This window comes from Cellulosimicrobium sp. CUA-896 (genome assembly GCF_001942335.1).
Taxonomy (GTDB): Bacteria; Actinomycetota; Actinomycetes; order Actinomycetales; family Cellulomonadaceae; genus Cellulosimicrobium.
Genome location: NZ_MKKH01000002.1, coordinates 1 through 15,003, shown reverse-complemented (window position 1 = coordinate 15,003; position 15,003 = coordinate 1). Strand labels below are relative to the sequence as shown.

At 75.0% G+C, this 15,003-nt stretch carries 9 protein-coding genes and 3 pseudogenes; 4 read left to right on the top strand and 8 right to left on the bottom strand.

Translation table 11 applies throughout. From position 1 onward, the window contains the following. Positions 1–15 precede the first annotated feature (15 nt). Positions 16–3,710, top strand: a pseudogene (locus tag BJF88_RS00520) (proline dehydrogenase family protein). A 52-nt stretch (positions 3,711–3,762) separates the two neighbouring features. Here BJF88_RS00520 and BJF88_RS00515 read toward each other — a convergent pair. The 6 genes and pseudogenes from BJF88_RS00515 to BJF88_RS00490 form a co-directional block, all read right to left on the bottom strand. Beyond that, the gene (locus tag BJF88_RS00515) at positions 3,763–4,779 is read right to left on the bottom strand and encodes a LacI family DNA-binding transcriptional regulator (protein ID WP_075827356.1); all 1,017 of its coding nucleotides are present in this window, start codon (positions 4,777–4,779) and stop codon (positions 3,763–3,765) included. A 133-nt stretch (positions 4,780–4,912) separates the two neighbouring features. After that, positions 4,913–6,456, bottom strand: a pseudogene (locus tag BJF88_RS00510) (glycoside hydrolase family 1 protein). A gap of 94 nt (positions 6,457–6,550) precedes the next feature. Continuing rightward, on the bottom strand, positions 6,551–7,471 hold the full coding sequence (locus BJF88_RS00505) for a carbohydrate ABC transporter permease (protein ID WP_075827355.1): 921 nt from the start codon (positions 7,469–7,471) through the stop codon (positions 6,551–6,553). Beyond that, on the bottom strand, positions 7,468–8,589 hold the full coding sequence (locus BJF88_RS00500) for a carbohydrate ABC transporter permease (protein WP_075827354.1): 1,122 nt from the start codon (positions 8,587–8,589) through the stop codon (positions 7,468–7,470). The genes BJF88_RS00505 and BJF88_RS00500 overlap by 4 nt, the downstream gene beginning before the upstream one ends. Positions 8,590–8,740: 151 nt before the next feature. After that, entirely contained in the window at positions 8,741–10,069 is a 1,329-nt protein-coding gene (locus tag BJF88_RS00495) for an ABC transporter substrate-binding protein (protein ID WP_255371608.1), read from the bottom strand. 231 nt (positions 10,070–10,300) lie between these two features. After that, positions 10,301–10,776 (bottom strand): annotated as a pseudogene (locus tag BJF88_RS00490) (DUF2505 domain-containing protein). Between the two features lie 154 nt (positions 10,777–10,930). Here BJF88_RS00490 and BJF88_RS00485 point away from each other — a divergent pair. Beyond that, the gene (locus BJF88_RS00485; RefSeq protein ID WP_075827352.1) at positions 10,931–12,418 is read left to right on the top strand and encodes a sensor histidine kinase; all 1,488 of its coding nucleotides are present in this window, start codon (positions 10,931–10,933) and stop codon (positions 12,416–12,418) included. A gap of 76 nt (positions 12,419–12,494) precedes the next feature. On the opposite strand, the gene BJF88_RS00480 is transcribed toward BJF88_RS00485, so the two are convergent. Beyond that, positions 12,495–12,743: a WhiB family transcriptional regulator gene (locus tag BJF88_RS00480; protein ID WP_021481972.1), complete on the bottom strand. Its 249-nt coding sequence runs from the start codon at positions 12,741–12,743 to the stop codon at positions 12,495–12,497. 344 nt (positions 12,744–13,087) lie between these two features. On the opposite strand from BJF88_RS00480, the gene BJF88_RS00475 reads away from it, so the two are divergent. Continuing rightward, positions 13,088–13,426 carry a hypothetical protein gene (locus BJF88_RS00475; protein ID WP_255371607.1) on the top strand — a complete coding sequence of 113 codons (339 nt, stop codon included), beginning with the start codon at positions 13,088–13,090 and terminating at the stop codon, positions 13,424–13,426. Between the two features lie 18 nt (positions 13,427–13,444). Here BJF88_RS00475 and BJF88_RS00470 read toward each other — a convergent pair whose 3' ends face one another. Then, a complete protein-coding gene (locus tag BJF88_RS00470) occupies positions 13,445–14,713 on the bottom strand; it encodes a hypothetical protein (RefSeq protein ID WP_075827351.1) in 1,269 nt (422 codons plus the stop codon). Between the two features lie 38 nt (positions 14,714–14,751). Here BJF88_RS00470 and BJF88_RS20090 point away from each other — a divergent pair. Next, on the top strand, positions 14,752–15,003 hold a 252-nt coding region (locus BJF88_RS20090; protein ID WP_222843890.1), incomplete at its 3' end, for a hypothetical protein.

The following is a 15,003-nucleotide window of genomic DNA, read 5'->3' as shown; positions in this document are numbered from 1 at the left end:
AGGCACGCTGGGGGGATGAGCGACGACGCCACCGCGCGGCCTCTCCCCACCCCCGGAGCCGCCGCCACCGAGACGCACCCCGTCCCCGAGGACCTCGTCGACGAGGACCTCGTCGACGAGGCCGCCGACCTCGCGCGCCGCTGGCTCGCCGCGAGCGACGGCGCGGGAAGCGGGCGTGCGCAGTCCCGGGAGCGCCGTACGGCGGAGCGGCTCGGCTCCCTCGTCTCCGACCCGGCGGGGCTGGAGCTCGCCGTGCGGTTCGTCGACGACGTCGCCCGCCCCCAGGACCCGCACGTGGCCGCGCGCGCCCTCGGCCGGCTCGGCGGCCTCGCGGGACGCGCGGGCTCGTTCCTCGGCCCGGTCGACCGCGCGCTCCTGCGCGTCGGCGCGGGGGTCGCTCCCGTGCTGCCGCGCGTGGTCGTGCCGGCCGCGCGCGTGCGCCTGCGCCAGCTCGTCGGGCACCTCGTGGCCGACGCCGGTGCCGGGCTCGGCGCGCACCTCGCCCGGACGCGGGCCGAGGGCTACGCGCTCAACGTCAACCTGCTCGGCGAGGCGGTGCTCGGCGAGGACGAGGCCCGCGCGCGGCTCGAGCGGACGATCGCGCTGGTCGAGCGGCCCGACGTCGACTACGTCTCGGTCAAGGTGTCCTCGGTCGCGTCGCAGCTCGTCACGTGGGACCTCGAGGGGTCGCGCGACCGCGTCGTCGAGCGGCTCCTGCCGCTGTACCGCGCGGCACGCGACCACGGCGTGTTCCTCAACCTCGACATGGAGGAGTACCGCGACCTCGCGCTCACCACCGAGGTCTTCCGCGCCGTCCTCGCGCACGACGAGCTCCGCGGGCTCGAGGCCGGGATCGTGCTCCAGGCGTACCTCCCGGACGCGCTCGGCGCGCTCGACGAGCTCACCGCGTTCGCCGCCGAACGTGTCGCGGCCGGCGGGGCGCCGGTCAAGGTCCGGCTCGTCAAGGGCGCGAACCTCGCGATGGAGGCGGTCGAGGCCGAGGTGCACGGCTGGCCGCGGGCGCCGTACCCGACGAAGCCCGACGTCGACGCGAACTACGTGCGCCTGCTCGACCACGCGCTGCGCGCGCCCCGCACCGACGCGGTCCGGATCGGCGTCGCGAGCCACAACCTCTTCCACGTCGCGCTCGCCGTGCTCCTCGGCCGGGCCCGTGGCGTGAGCCACGCGCTCGACGTCGAGATGCTCCAGGGCATGGCGCCCGGCGAGGCGCGCGCCGTGCGCGACGAGGTCGCGCGCGACCGCGCCGCCGACGGGCCGCACGCCGGTCGCGGCGGTCGCGTCGTGCTCTACACGCCCGTGGTGCGCGACGAGGACTTCGACGTCGCGATCTCCTACCTCGTGCGCCGCCTCGAGGAGAACGCCGCCGAGCAGAACTTCCTGCACGCGATGTTCGCGGGCGACGGCCGCACCGCCATGCAGCGCCAGGAGGACGCCTTCCGCGCCTCCGTGCGGCACGGGGTCCGGTACGCCGAGGAGGACGTGACCCCGCGGCGTCGGGCACGCACCGACCTCCCGGCGACCGCCCCGACCACGTCGCCGGCAGCGGACGAACCCCGGGTCGGCGACCGGTCCGGGAGCCGATCGGTCGACGACCACGGGTTCGCCAACGCCGCCGACACCGACCCCGCCGTCGCCGCCCACCGCGCGTGGGCGCGCCGCGTCACCGGCCCGGACAGCGGGTACGTCCCCGTCCGCACGCCCGAGCTCGCCTCCACCGCGGACGTGGACGACGTCGTCGCGCGCGCCGGGCGCGCCACCGCGGCGTGGGCGCAGGTCGCGCCGGTCGCCCGCGGCCGGGTGCTGCGCGCCGTCGCCCGCCGGCTCGAGGAAGCGCGCACCGACCTCGTCGCCGCCATGGTGCACGAGCCCGGCAAGACCGTCGCGGAGGCCGACCCCGAGGTCAGCGAGGCCGTCGACTTCGCGCGCTACTACGCCGACCGCGCCGACGACCTCGCCCCGGGCGCTGTGCCAGGGGCGCGCTTCGAGCCCGACGGCGTCACGCTCGTCACCCCGCCCTGGAACTTCCCCGTCGCGATTCCCGTCGGCGGGGTGCTCGCGGCGCTCGCGGCGGGCTCGGCCGTCGTCGCCAAGCCCGCGCCGCCGACCCCGCGCTGCCTCGAGGTCGCGGTCGACGCGGTGCACGCCGGGCTGCGCGACGCGGCCGCGGCGGACGCCGAGGGCCTGCGCCCCCTCGCGGACGCCGGCGTCGAGGTCACCGACGTCGTGCAGTACGTGCGCGTGCCCGACGACGACCGCGGCCGCCACCTCGTCACGCACGAGGGCGTCGCGCGCGTCGTGCTCACCGGGTCCATCGAGACGGCGCAGCTGTTCGCGCGCTGGCGGCCAGAGCGGCCGGTCCTCGCCGAGACCTCGGGCAAGAACGCGCTCGTCGTGACGCCCTCGGCCGACCTCGACCTCGCCGTCGCGGACGCCGTGCGCTCGGCGTTCGGCCACGCGGGCCAGAAGTGCTCCGCGGCGTCGCTGCTGATCCTCGTCGGGCCGGCGGGCGACCCGCGCACGGAGACCGGCCGGCGCGTGCGGCGCCAGCTGGTCGACGCGGTGCGCTCGCTCGCGGTCGGGCCGGCGACGGACCTGTCCACGACCATGGGGCCGCTCACCGAGCCGGCGTCGGGCAAGCTGCTGCGCGCGCTGACGACGCTCGAGGAGGGCGAGTCGTGGCTCGTCGAGCCGCGCTGCCTCGACGCCGGGCCGGACGGCACCGGTCGCCTGTGGAGCCCGGGCCTCAAGGAGGGCGTGCGCCCCGGCTCGGCGTTCCACCTCACCGAGTACTTCGGCCCCGTGCTCGGGATCATGACCGCGGCGACGCTCGACGAGGCGGTCGCGCTCCAGAACGCCGTGCCGTTCGGTCTCACCGGCGGCATCCACAGCCTCGACGACGACGAGGTGGCGCGCTGGCTCGACGCCGTCGAGGTCGGCAACGCTACGTCAACCGCCACATCACCGGCGCGATCGTGCAGCGGCAGTCCTTCGGCGGGTGGAAGCAGTCCGTGGTCGGACCGGGCTCCAAGGCCGGCGGCCCGAGCTACGTGGCGCAGCTCGGGCGGTGGCGCGACGACGTGGTGGCCGGTGGCGGGGACGCGGCCGCCGCCGGGGACGCCGCCGACGCGGGCGCGCGGCCCGACGGCGACGGCCCGCCCGCGCGCGACACCTCGCCCGAGCAGTGGCTCGCGTGGGCGCGGGCCGACGACGCCCGGTGGTGGGAGCGGGAGTTCTCGCGCGAGCACGACCCGTCCGGGCTGCACGCGGAGGCGAACGTCTTCCGCTACCGGCCGGTCGACCTGCTCACCGTGCGCGCGGGCGCCGACGCGCGACCCGTCGAGGTCGAGCGCGTCCTGCACGCGGCGCGCACGGCGGGCGTGCCGGTCGTCGTCGTGCCGGCACCGGGTGCTCCCGCCGGGCTGCGCGCGGTCGCCGGGGCCGCCGGCGAGGACCCGGAGACCGTCGACGACGCCGAGCTCGCCGCGCGCGTGCGCGACGGCCGGGTCCGCGGCCGGGTCCGGGTCGTCGGCTCCTCGCCGGGGCTCCTCGAGGCCGCGGCCGAGCGGGTGGGGGACGTGACGGTCCTCGACCACGAGGTCGTCGCGAGCGGGCGGCGCGAGCTGCTCGCCGTCCTGCACGAGCAGGCCGTGAGCCGCACGACCCACCGGTACGGGCACGTGCGCCGCTGACCGTGCGCCGGCGCCGAGCCGCCGGGCCGGTGCCGAGCTGCCAGGGAGGGGCTCAGACCGAGTCGCGCTCGACGAGCCGGGGCGCGAGCACGCGGGAGGTGACGTCGGCGCGGCCGTGCGCGACGAGGTCGAGCAGCATGTCGGTCGCGTCGCGCACCATCTCGATCATCGGGTTCTGCACGGTCGTCAGCGGGGGAGACGACGTCGCGGCGGTCGCGAGGTCGTCGAACCCGACGACGGCGACGTCGCCCGGCACGCGGCGGCCGTGCTGCGCCAGGACGCGCATCGCGCCCTCGGCCATGAGGTCGGACGCGGCGAACAGCCCGTCCACGTCGGGGTGCTCGGCGAGGATGGTTTCCATCGCCGCGGCACCGCCCGAGACGGCGAAGTCGCCCACGGCCACCGCGTCGTGGGGCAGGCCCGCCTCCTCGAGCACCTCGCGCCAGCCAGCGAGCCGGTCGACGCCCGCCGTCATGTCCTGCGGTCCCGCGATCGTCGCGACCCGCCGGCACCCCGCGTCGACGAGGCGGCGGGCGGCGAGCCGGCCGCCCTCGACGTTGTCCACGTCGACGTACAGCAGGTCCGGCGTCGGATGGAACGGGCGGCCGACGAAGACGGCGGGCAGGCGCGTCGCGAGCAGCGCGTCCTCGAGCTCGTCGTCCCGGTGGTGCGAGGCGACGATCGCCCCGTCCACGTGCCCGCTGCGCAGGTAGCGCACGATCCGGCCCGGCTTCTCGTCCGGCCGGGCGAACAGCAGCACGAGCTGCAGGTCCGTGCCCACGAGGGCCGCGCTGACGCCGCGCATCGTCCCCGCGAGGAACGGGTCCGTGAGGATGCGCTCGTCCGGCTCCGGCACGACGAGCGCGATCGAGTCCGTACGCCGCGTGACGAGGGAGCGCGCCGCGCGGTTGGGCGTGTAGCCGAGCGTCGCGACGGCCGCGTCCACGGCCGCCTGCGCCTCGGGCGAGACGCGCAGCCCGCCGTTGATCGCGCGGGACGCGGTCGAGCGCGAGACACCCGCCGCCTGGGCGACCTCGTCCAGGGTGGGTGCGGGGCTCGGGATGGTCATCCTCCCAGTATCGCCCCACCCGTTCCTGCCCGCCCGGCATCGCGCGCACCGGTCCCGGCCCGCTGCCCCCGGGGCCGCGGCGACGGCCGCCTCGACCGGTGGGGCACGGGGACCGGCGGTGTCGCGGTGCTCATCAGCGCGCGGCGTCGTCCTGCGCGCCGTCACGGGCCGGCACGACGTTGTCGCGCGCGACCTGCGCGTACCAGCGCCCGCTGGCCTTGACGGTCCGCTCCTGCGTCGCGTAGTCGACCCGGACGATCCCGAAGCGCTTCGTGTACCCGAGCGCCCACTCGAAGTTGTCCATGAGCGACCACGCGAAGTAGCCCCGCACGTCCGCGCCGGCGTCGATCGCGTCCTTCGTCGCCCGCAGGTGCGCGTCGAGGAAGGCGAGCCGGTCCTGGTCGTCGACCGAGCCGTCCGCCGCCACCGCGTCGGGGTAGGCCGCGCCGTTCTCGGTGACGTACATGGCCATGCCGCGCGGCCCGGTGTAGTCCTCCTGCAGCGCGTGAGGAGCCGGGTCAGCCCCTCCGGCTGCACCTCCCAGCCCATGTCCGTGGTGGGCAGGCCGCGCGAGCGGCCGTGGGCGTCGTCGGCGGCCGGGTACGGGGACGACGTCGCGCGCACGGGCGCGTCGTCGCCCTCGCCCTCGCGCACGCCCTCCGGGCGCGTGCCGCCGTCGGTACCCCCGGCCTCGTCCTCGGTCGGTGCCGGGGCGTGGCCGGTGACGGCGCCGCCGTTGTAGTAGTTCACGCCGAGCGTGTCGATCGGGGTGGAGACGATCTCGAGGTCGCCGTCCCGCACGTGGTCGAGCAGGCCGTATGGCGCGACGTCGTCCAGGACGTCCTGCGGGTATTCGCCCCGCAGCAGCGGGTCGAGGAAGATCCGGTTGAACTGCCCGTCGATCCGGCGCGCCGCGTCGACGTCGGCCGGGTCGGCGGGGTCGACCGGGTCGGACACCGTGAAGTTCAGCGTGATGCCGAGGTTCGCCTGCGGGGCGCGCTCGCGCAGCGCCTGCACGGCGAGCCCGTGCCCGAGGAGCAGGTGGTGGGCGGCGGCGAGGCCGTCCTCGCGCGACTGCCGGCCGGGCGCGTGCACGCCCGCGGTGTAGCCGAGGAACGCCGAGCACCACGGCTCGTTGAGCGTGGTCCACACGCCCACGCGGTCGCCGAGCGCCTCGTGCATCGACACCGCGTAGTCGGCGAACCGGAACGCGGTGTCGCGGTTCGTCCACCCGCCCTTCTCCTCGAGCGCCTGGGGCAGGTCCCAGTGGTAGAGCGTGATCCACGGCAGGATCTCGGCCGCGAGAAGCTCGTCGACGAGCCGGTCGTAGAACGCGACGCCGGCCGGGTTCACCGCGCCGCCGTCGGGCCGCACGCGCGCCCACGAGCTGGAGAAGCGGTACGCCCCGAGGTTCAGCTCGCGCATCAGGGCGACGTCGTCGCGGTACCGGTGGTAGTGGTCGCAGGCGACCTCGCCGTCGTCGCCGTTCACGACCGCGCCCGGGACGCGGCAGAACGTGTCCCAGATCGAGTCCGTGCGGCCGTCGGTGTGCCCCGCGCCCTCCACCTGGAACGCCGCGGTGGCGGCACCCCACAGGAAGCCTCGCGGCATCTCCACGCGACCGGTGGCGGTCTCGGGGTTCGGCGCGAGCGGCGTGGACGGGACGAAGATGCTCATGGGTCGATTGTCCTTCGAAGGTGGTGCGGTGGCATGGTCGGGCGGGGGCGGCCGGGCACGAGCGCGGCCGCCCCGGGCACCCCGGGGCAGGGCGTCAGCCCTTCACGGCGCCCTGCATGATGCCCGCGACGAGCTGGCGGCCGGTGAACAGGAAGATCACGATGAGCGGCAGCGTCACGAGGAAGACCCCCGCCATGACGAGCGAGTAGTCGACGAAGTAGTTGGACTGCAGGGACCGCACGACGAGCGGCAGCGTCGGGTTGTTCTGGTTGAGCACGATCGACGGCCAGAAGAAGTTCGTCCACTGCTGCACGAACGTGAACAGCCCGAGCATGGCCGCGGCGGGCCGCGCCGCGGGCAGAGCGATCGACCAGAACGTGCGGAACATCGACGCGCCGTCCACGCGGGCCGCCTCGATGAGCTCGTACGGCAGCGCCTCACCCAGGTACTGCGTCATCCAGAACACGCCGAACGCGGTGACGAGCGCGGGCACGATCACTGCCTGGAGCTTGCCGATCCAGCCGATGTCCGACATGAGGATGTACAGCGGGATGACGCCGAGCTGGGTCGGCACCGCCATCGTCGCGATGACGAACACGAGCAGCGGCCCCCGGCCCCGGAACCGGAGCTTGGCGAACGAGAACCCGGCGAGCGTCGAGAAGAGCACGACCGACGCGGCGGTCACCACCGAGATGACGACCGAGTTGAACGCGGCCTTCCAGAAGTTGATGGCGTCCGAGCTCATCACGTCGGCGAACCGGTCGAACAGGCTCGCGTCGGGCAGGAGCTGGGGCAGCGCGCTGCGCGAGATCTCGTCGGGCGTCGAGGACCCGAGGATCAGGGTGAAGTACAGCGGGAACACCGACACGAGCAGGGCGACGCCGAGGATCGTGTAGGTGACCCAGCGGGGCCGGCGCTGCGTGCCGCCGACGTTCTTGCCCGCGTTGCGGCGGCGGGCGGCGGCGCGGGCCGCACCCGTGCCGGCGGTCTGGGCGGCGACGGGGACGGAGCTCATCGCTTCCTCCGATCGGTGGAGCTGGGCATCGGCACGGCGGCGTTGTCGCCGGCGGCGGGCGGGCGGACCGCCATCGCCCTGCCGGCCCCGGCACGCCGGCGGGAGCGGACGTGCCGCCGTGCACGGCGGGACGGGCCGGGCCGGGTCGAGGACGTCGAGATCCGCCGGGTGACGAGGAAGTTGACCATGCCGATCGCGAGGATGATGAGGAACAGGAGCCAGGCGACGGCCGCTGCCCGCCCGAAGTTCTTCTGGTTGCCCCACGCGACGTCGTAGAGGTAGAGCACGGTGGTCATCCACTGGCGGTCGGCTCCGCCGAGGCCCTGCGCGTCGAACATGCGCGGCTCGTCGAAGATCTGCAGGCCACCGATCGTCGACGTGATGACGACGAAGATGATCGTCGCGCGGATCTGCGGGACGGTGACGGAGAAGAACTGGCGCACGCGCCCGGCGCCGTCGATGATCGCGGCCTCGTACAGCTCGCGCGGCACCGCCTGCATCGCCGCGAGGAAGATCAGGGCGTTGTAGCCCGTCCAGCGGAAGTTCACCATGCTGGAGATGGCGACGTGGCTCGCGAAGGTGTCGGCGTGCCAGCGGATCGGCTCGATGCCGACCACGCCGAGCAGCTCGTTGATCAGTCCGTACTGGTCGGCGAAGAGGCGACCGAAGATCATCGACACCGCGACCGGCGCCACGACGTACGGCAGCAGCACGCCCATGCGCCAGAACGTCGCGGCGCGCAGGTTCTGGTCCAGCAGGGCGGCGATGGTGATCGCGACGATCACCTGCGGCACCGACGACAGGACGAAGATCGACAGCGTGTTGCGCAGCGACTTCCAGAACGTCGGCTGGGCGAGGACGTCCGTGTAGTTCTGGAGGCCCACGAAGTCGCCCTGGCCGCCCAGCAGGTTCCAGTCGTACACCGACACGACGGCGGTGTAGACGAGCGGGAACAGGCCGGTGATCGCGAAGAGGACGAAGAACGGCGAGATGTAGAGGTAGGGGGAGACCTTGACGTCCCAGCGGCTCAGGCGCTGGGTGAGGCCGACGCGGCGGGGGGTGCGCTCGGTCGGTCCCTCGAGCCCCGGCGGGGGCTGGGTGGGCGTGAGGACGGCCATGTGGATTCCTGGTCTTCAGGTGCGTCGGCGCGGGTCGCGGTCCGGGCGACGCCGGGCGGTGGACGGGGCCGTGCCGCCGGCACGGCAGCGGCGCGGCGGGGGCACGGCGGGGGCCGGGCCGACGCTCGCGCGCCGGCCCGGCCCCGTCAGCTCACAGGCCCAGGTCCTGGTAGGCCTGGATCGTCTTGTCCCAGGAGGACGCGGCGTCGTCGGTCTTCTCGACGTCGACACGCTTGATGCCGTCCTGCACCGTGGTGTGGATCGCGAAGTAGTTCGCGCCCTTGAACGGGGCGCCCTCGATCGCGAGCGCGCGGTTGACGAAGATCTCGCCCACCGGGGCCGCGTTGAAGAACTCGTTCGTGAACGACTGGACGGCTTCGGACTCCTGCGCCTCGACCTGCGAGGGGAAGGTGCCGGCGTTCTCGAACGCCTCGGTCTGCTGGGCCGGGTCGGTCAGCCACGCGGCCAGCTCCTGCGCCGCCTCGACGTTCGGGCCGGACGCCGGGACGGTGAGGAACGAACCGCCCCAGTTCAGACCGCCGCCGGGGAAGACGTCGGCCACGTTCCAGCCGGCGACGCCGCCCGAGCGCTCCTCGATCGGGCCCGTCATCCACGCCGGGCAGATCATCGTCGCGAAGCCGTCGTTCTGGAACGCGGCGTCCCAGTCGCCCGACCACTGCTCGAGACCTGCGGAGAGGCCGTTGGTCGTCGACTGCTCGAGGACGGTGTCGTAGATGTCCTTGATCTCGGCGTTCGAGGCGAGGTCCTTCGGCGTGCCGTCGGACTCCTCGTAGGCGTTGTCGATCTGGTTGACCATCGCCTGCGACAGGGCCATGGCGGAGTCGTACCAGGCGGCGTCGCTCGCCTCGGTGAACGTGGCGCCGGCCGCGAAGTAGTCGTCCCACGTCGCGTCCTCGCCGCCGAGGAGCTCGGCCACCCCGGCGGGGTCGCTCGGCAGCCCGGCCGCCTCGAGCAGGTCCTGGCGGTAGCAGATGGCGCTCGGGCCGATGTCGGTGCCGTAGCCGATGACCATGCCGTCGGGCGTCGTCGCCTGCTGGACCTTCCAGTCGACCCAGCGGCCCTCGAGCTCGGGGTCGCTCAGGTCGGTGAAGAGGTCGGGGTACTGCATGAGCTCGGGCAGCCAGTCCACCTCGATCGCCTCGATGTCGGCGAGGCCCTCGCCGCCGGCGGCGAGCTTGGTCGTGAGGTTGGTGCGGGCGTCCTCCGACTTGGCGGCCTTGGTCTGCTTGACCTCCACGTTCGGGTGCTCCTCGGTGTACCGCGCGAGCAGCTCGTCGGTGTAGCCGAAGTCGTTGAACGTCGCGACGGTGAGGGTGATCTTCTCGTCCCCGGTCGTCGTCTCGTCGTCGGACCCGGACCCGCTCGAGCACGCGGTCAGGGCGAGGGTGATGGCCGCCAGGCCCGCGGCGGCGGACATCGCCTGGCGGGACCGGCGGGTCGTACGGGTGCTGCTCTGCACGGTGACTCCCTTGTCGTGACGGTGGCAGCGCTCCCACCCGCAAGTGGTAGCGCTTCCATAAAGTGCTCAGATGGTGGCGGCGAGCGCGCGGAGGTGTCAAGCCGCCGCGATGCCGCCGGACGCGTGGCCGCGCTCCCATCGCCACGTTTTCGCAGGTCACAGCGTTGTCGCTGCGTGACGAGGGTAGTGCTGAGGGGTCGAATCGTTACCGGTTCGAGACCGGTCGTCGGCTCAGCGGGCGAGCCACTCGCGCCCCGCGCGCTCCTCCGCGGCGAGCGCGGTGCGCACGGCGTCGGCCGCCGCCTCCTCGATCGCGCTCCCGAAGAGCGGTACCGAGGCACGGACCTCGCCCTCGTAGGTCTGGACGGTGGCGCCCCCTGTGCCGCCCCCCGTGCTGCCGGACGTGCCGCCCGGCGCGAGCAGGACGGTGCCCGTCAGACGCACCGGCGCGCCCGCGATCTCGAGCGAGACGGTGCCCCGGCGGACGCGTCGTGCTCGGCCTCCCAGGCCTCCGCCTGGCGGATCTCGAGCCCCCCGCCGACGAACGAGCGCACGTGCGCGGGGATCTGGTCGGTCGGCAGCGTGCGGCGCACCGCGACGGTGAAGGCGCCGTCGGCGTCACCCGTCACGTCGACCTGCTGGACCTCGCCGCCCGGCCCTCCCGACCGCTCGGCGCGCCAGCGGACGAACGACTCGTCGGCGAGCATCGCGCCGACGTCCTGGACGGACGCGGGGAAACGCAGCTCGACGCGCAGGTGCACGGGACCTCCTCGGGTGCGCCCCGGTCGTGGAGCGCTCACGCCGGACTCTAACGGGCACGCCCACGAGCGGCATCCCTCTACCCTGGGGGGTGTGTCTGCCATGAGTGACCTCATCTCCCGCCACGCCGACCTCAGCGCCGCGGACAACGAGTGGCTCCACCTGCTCGTGGGCGACTGGCAGGTGATCTCCGACCTCGCGTTCGCGGACCTCGTGCTCTGGCTCCCGACGCAGGACGGCAACTTCGTCGCCCTGTCGCAGTGCCGGCCCTCGACCGGGGCGACGGTGCACTACGACGACATCGTCGGGTCGTTCGCGCCGGAGGGGCAGCGCCCGCAGCTCGAGCGCGCGCTCGCCGAGGCGCGGTCGCAGCGCTCGCGCGAGCCCCGGTGGTTCGGCGCGTACGCCGTGCGCGAGGAGGCGATCCCGGTCGTGCACGAGGGACGGGCCGTCGCCGTGGTCGCGCGGCAGACGAACCTCGGCAGCGGTCGCACGCCGAGCCGGCTCGAGCTCAACTACGTCGAGGCGGCCGACGACCTCGTCGCCATGATCTCGCGCGGGGAGTTCCCGTTCCCCAACGCGGCGACCGGGCCGCGGCGGGGCGCGCCGCGCGTGGGCGACGGGCTCATCCGGCTGAACTCCGAGGGCGAGGTGCTGTACGCGAGCCCGAACGCCCTGAGCTGCTTCCACCGCCTCGGCGTGATCGGGCCGCTCGTCGGCCGCTCGCTCATCGAGGTCACGGCGGACCTCGTCGAGCACCAGACGCCGGTCGACGAGTCGCTCCCGCTCGTCGTCATGGGCCGGGCGCCGTGGCGCACGGACATCGAGGCCCAGCGCACCGCCCTGTCGCTGCGCGCGCTGCCGCTCACCGAGTCGGGCCAGCGCATCGGCGCGGTGCTGCTGTGCCGCGACGTGTCGGAGCTGCGTCGCCGCGAGCGCGAGCTCATCACCAAGGACGCGACGATCCGCGAGATCCACCACCGCGTCAAGAACAACCTCCAGACCGTCGCCGCCCTCCTGCGCCTCCAGGCCCGGCGCATGGACGTGCCCGAGGCGCGCGCCGCGCTCGAGGAGGCGATGCGTCGCGTCGCCACGATCGCGCTCGTGCACGAGAGCCTCTCCCAGACCCTCGACGAGGAGGTCGAGTTCGACGACATGGTCGGGCGGGCGCTGCGGCTCGCGGCCGACGTCGCCTCGGCGGACACCAGCGTCCGCACGGTGCGTACCGGGACCTTCGGGCTCGTCCCGGCCGAGGACGCGACGCCCCTCGCGCTCGTGCTCACCGAGCTGGTGACGAACGCCGTCGAGCACGGCCTCGCCAAGCGCGAGGCCGGGACGGTCGAGGTGGCGGCGGAGCGCGACGGGTCCGCGGTGCGCGTGGTCGTCGCCGACGACGGCGTGGGGATGCCCGACGGCGACGTCGCGAGCGCGGGCCGCGCGTCGAAGAGCGGGCTCGGCACGCAGATCGTCCAGACGCTCGTGACGAACGAGCTCGGCGGGACGATCACCTGGGAGCCGCGGCCCGGCGGCGGCACGCAGGTGGTGCTCCAGCTCGTCCTGCGCGACGGCGCGGGTACGCGCCAGGGGTGAGCGAAGGGCCCCCGCCCGGGTGGGTGGAGGCCCTTCGTGAGGTCGCGGCGGGCGGCCGTGCCGCCCGTGCGGCGAGTCAGCCGGCGCGGCGTGCGCGCGCCGTGCGGCGCTTGAGCGCGCGGCGCTCGTCCTCGGACAGGCCGCCCCAGACGCCCGCGTCCTGGCCGGACTCGATCGCCCACTTCAGGCACGTGTCGACGACGTCGCAGCGGCGGCACACGGCCTTCGCCTCCTCGATCTGCAGGAGGGCCGGGCCCGTGTTCCCGATCGGGAAGAACAGCTCGGGGTCTTCGTCCAGGCAGGCTGCGCGGTGACGCCAGTCCATGATGATCTCCTTGGCACGAGGATGGAGCCTGGTGCATCGGGTCGTGGTGCGGCGCGACGGGCGCGCGGGACCAGGCTCGGACGGGGGAATGATTGATGCTTGAACCAGCGTCACACCTCGTGAACCGCCGCACAAGTGGTTACGGGAAAGTTTCCCCGGGGTGAATCGTGAGGCCTTCGTCACACAGGTGTGAAGCCGCAGGTGGCGGCGTACCCTGGGTGACCGTGCCGTCCCGCAGCGCTTCCGTGCCCCCGTCCGAGCCCGTCCCGGAGGGACGGGAACCCGCTCCCGGTGCACGGCCTCCGGTCGCGCTGACGGCTGTCGTCGCCGGTGTCGCGATCGAGGTGGTCGCTCTCGTCGTCGGTGCCGTCGTCCTCCTTGTCGAGCTCTTCTCCGGCGGCTCCGGGTCGGTCGGCGTGAGCCTGTTCATCGTGGTCTTCGCGCTCGGTGTCGCGGCGCTGCTCGCCGCGGCCGTGCGCGGCCTGCTCCAGGGGCGGCGCTGGGCGCGCTCGCCGGTCGCGACCTGGCAGATACTCCAGGGCGTCGTCGCCGTCAGCTCTCTCCAGGTCGGCGCCACGCCGTGGGTCGTCGTCGCGCTCGTGCTCGCCGTCGTCGTGCTCGTGCTGCTCATGCTGCGCCCGGTCGTGGAGGCGACGACGCGCGACGCACGACCTACGGGCTGACGCCACCCGCCCGGCGGGTCACGGCGCCCTCGCGACCTGCACGGGCACGAGGCGCGCGCCCTCCACGACGACGCCGCGACCCGCGCGGGGCCGGCCCGGGTCCGTGAGCCACGCGAGCTCGTGGCCGAACACGTCGGCGCTGCCCCGCTCGGCCGGTGCGAGCACGACCCCGCGCCGCAGCGCGCGCAGCTCGGCGAGCGGGCCGCGCAGCGCCATGGCGGCCGACGCGGTCGTGGAGCTCGCCACGAGCGCGACGTCGTCGCGGCACAGCGCCGCGAGCCGCTCCGCCTCGAGGACGCACAGCTGTGCGAGCTGGTCGAGGTCGTCGACGACGACGACGGGTCGCTCGCCGCCCGCGGCGGCCGGCACGGTGCCGGCCACCTCGTCGAGCAGCGCGGTCACGTCGGCGGGCGTGAACCGCCGCACGACCGTCACGCGGGCACCGGCCACCGCGCGGACCGCGTCGCCCACCGACCCGTCCCGGGCGATGACCCCGCGCAGCGCCCCCGCCGCGGCCGCGTGGCGCGCCAGCAGGCGCAGGGTCGTGGACCGCCCGCTGCCCGGTGGCCCGACGACGAGGACGCCCCCGCCCGGCGCGAGGGCGACCGGTCCGGCGTCGTCGCCGCCCGCGCCGACCACGACGGCTCCTGCTCCCTGCGGCAGCGCCTCGCCCGCGACCCGCTCCGGGACCGCCGCGAGGCGGACCGGCGCGTCAGCCGGCTGCTCGGCCGCGGCGGCGTCGGCGGGCACGCCGGGGTCGTCGTCCGGCAGGACGACCTGGCAGAGCACGGGCTCGCCCGGCCCGAGCCACACGGCCCGCCCGGGCGGCCCGCCCTGCCCGGCGAGCCCGGTCGGCACGCCGAGCGACACGTCGTCGTGCCGGTCGCGCGACGCGAGGACGGCGCGCACGCCGACGTGGGCGGCGAGGCCGGCGACCGTCGGGCCGGAGCCCGCGAGCGCGAACGCGACGGGCGAGTCCGCGAGGGTGTCGGCGAGGACGTCTCCTCCTGCGCCGTTGCCCAGCGCCGAGAGCGCCGCGCGCACCGCCTCGACGTCGTCGACGACCACGAGCGTGCGCCGGCCGGTCGCCGCCGGCAGCCCGCCGGGGCGTGCCTGGCCGTCGTCGTGCCCGGCGAGGAGCCGCAGGAGCCGGGCGGTGCGGCGCGCGTCGGTGCGGTCCACCACCGTGCCCGTGCCGGGGTGGTCGGCCAGGTCGGCGAGGCCCGCGCCGATCGCGTGCACGTGCCAGCCCCGCTCGAGGGCGGCCCGCGCGACGGCGCGCAGCACCGTGGTGCGCCCGGAGCGCGCGCGCCGAGCACGGCGAGGTGACCGTCGGCGGGGTCCCACCGCACGACGGCGCGCCGCTGGTGCGCCGGGTCGTCCCCGAGCGCGACGGGAGCGTGCCGGGCCGGTCGTCGCGCGACCGCGGGCCGAGCTCGGCGGCGCGCACGCGTGCCGGCAGCGCAGGCAGCCACGGCGGCGGCGGCGTGCGGAGGCCGGAGCGGTCGGCGGCGGCGCGCGCCGCGTCGACGAACGACGAGAGCGCGTCGGGGTGGGGGCCGCGCGCCGCGTCGACG

Coding starts and splice junctions, on each gene's coding strand:
- BJF88_RS00515 (WP_075827356.1), bottom strand. CDS start 4,779: ATGACCATCCCGAGCCCCGCACCCACCCTGGACGAGGTCGCCCAGGCG.
- BJF88_RS00505 (WP_075827355.1), bottom strand. CDS start 7,471: ATGAGCTCCGTCCCCGTCGCCGCCCAGACCGCCGGCACGGGTGCGGCC.
- BJF88_RS00500 (WP_075827354.1), bottom strand. CDS start 8,589: ATGGCCGTCCTCACGCCCACCCAGCCCCCGCCGGGGCTCGAGGGACCG.
- BJF88_RS00485 (WP_075827352.1), top strand. CDS start 10,931: ATGAGTGACCTCATCTCCCGCCACGCCGACCTCAGCGCCGCGGACAAC.
- BJF88_RS00480 (WP_021481972.1), bottom strand. CDS start 12,743: ATGGACTGGCGTCACCGCGCAGCCTGCCTGGACGAAGACCCCGAGCTG.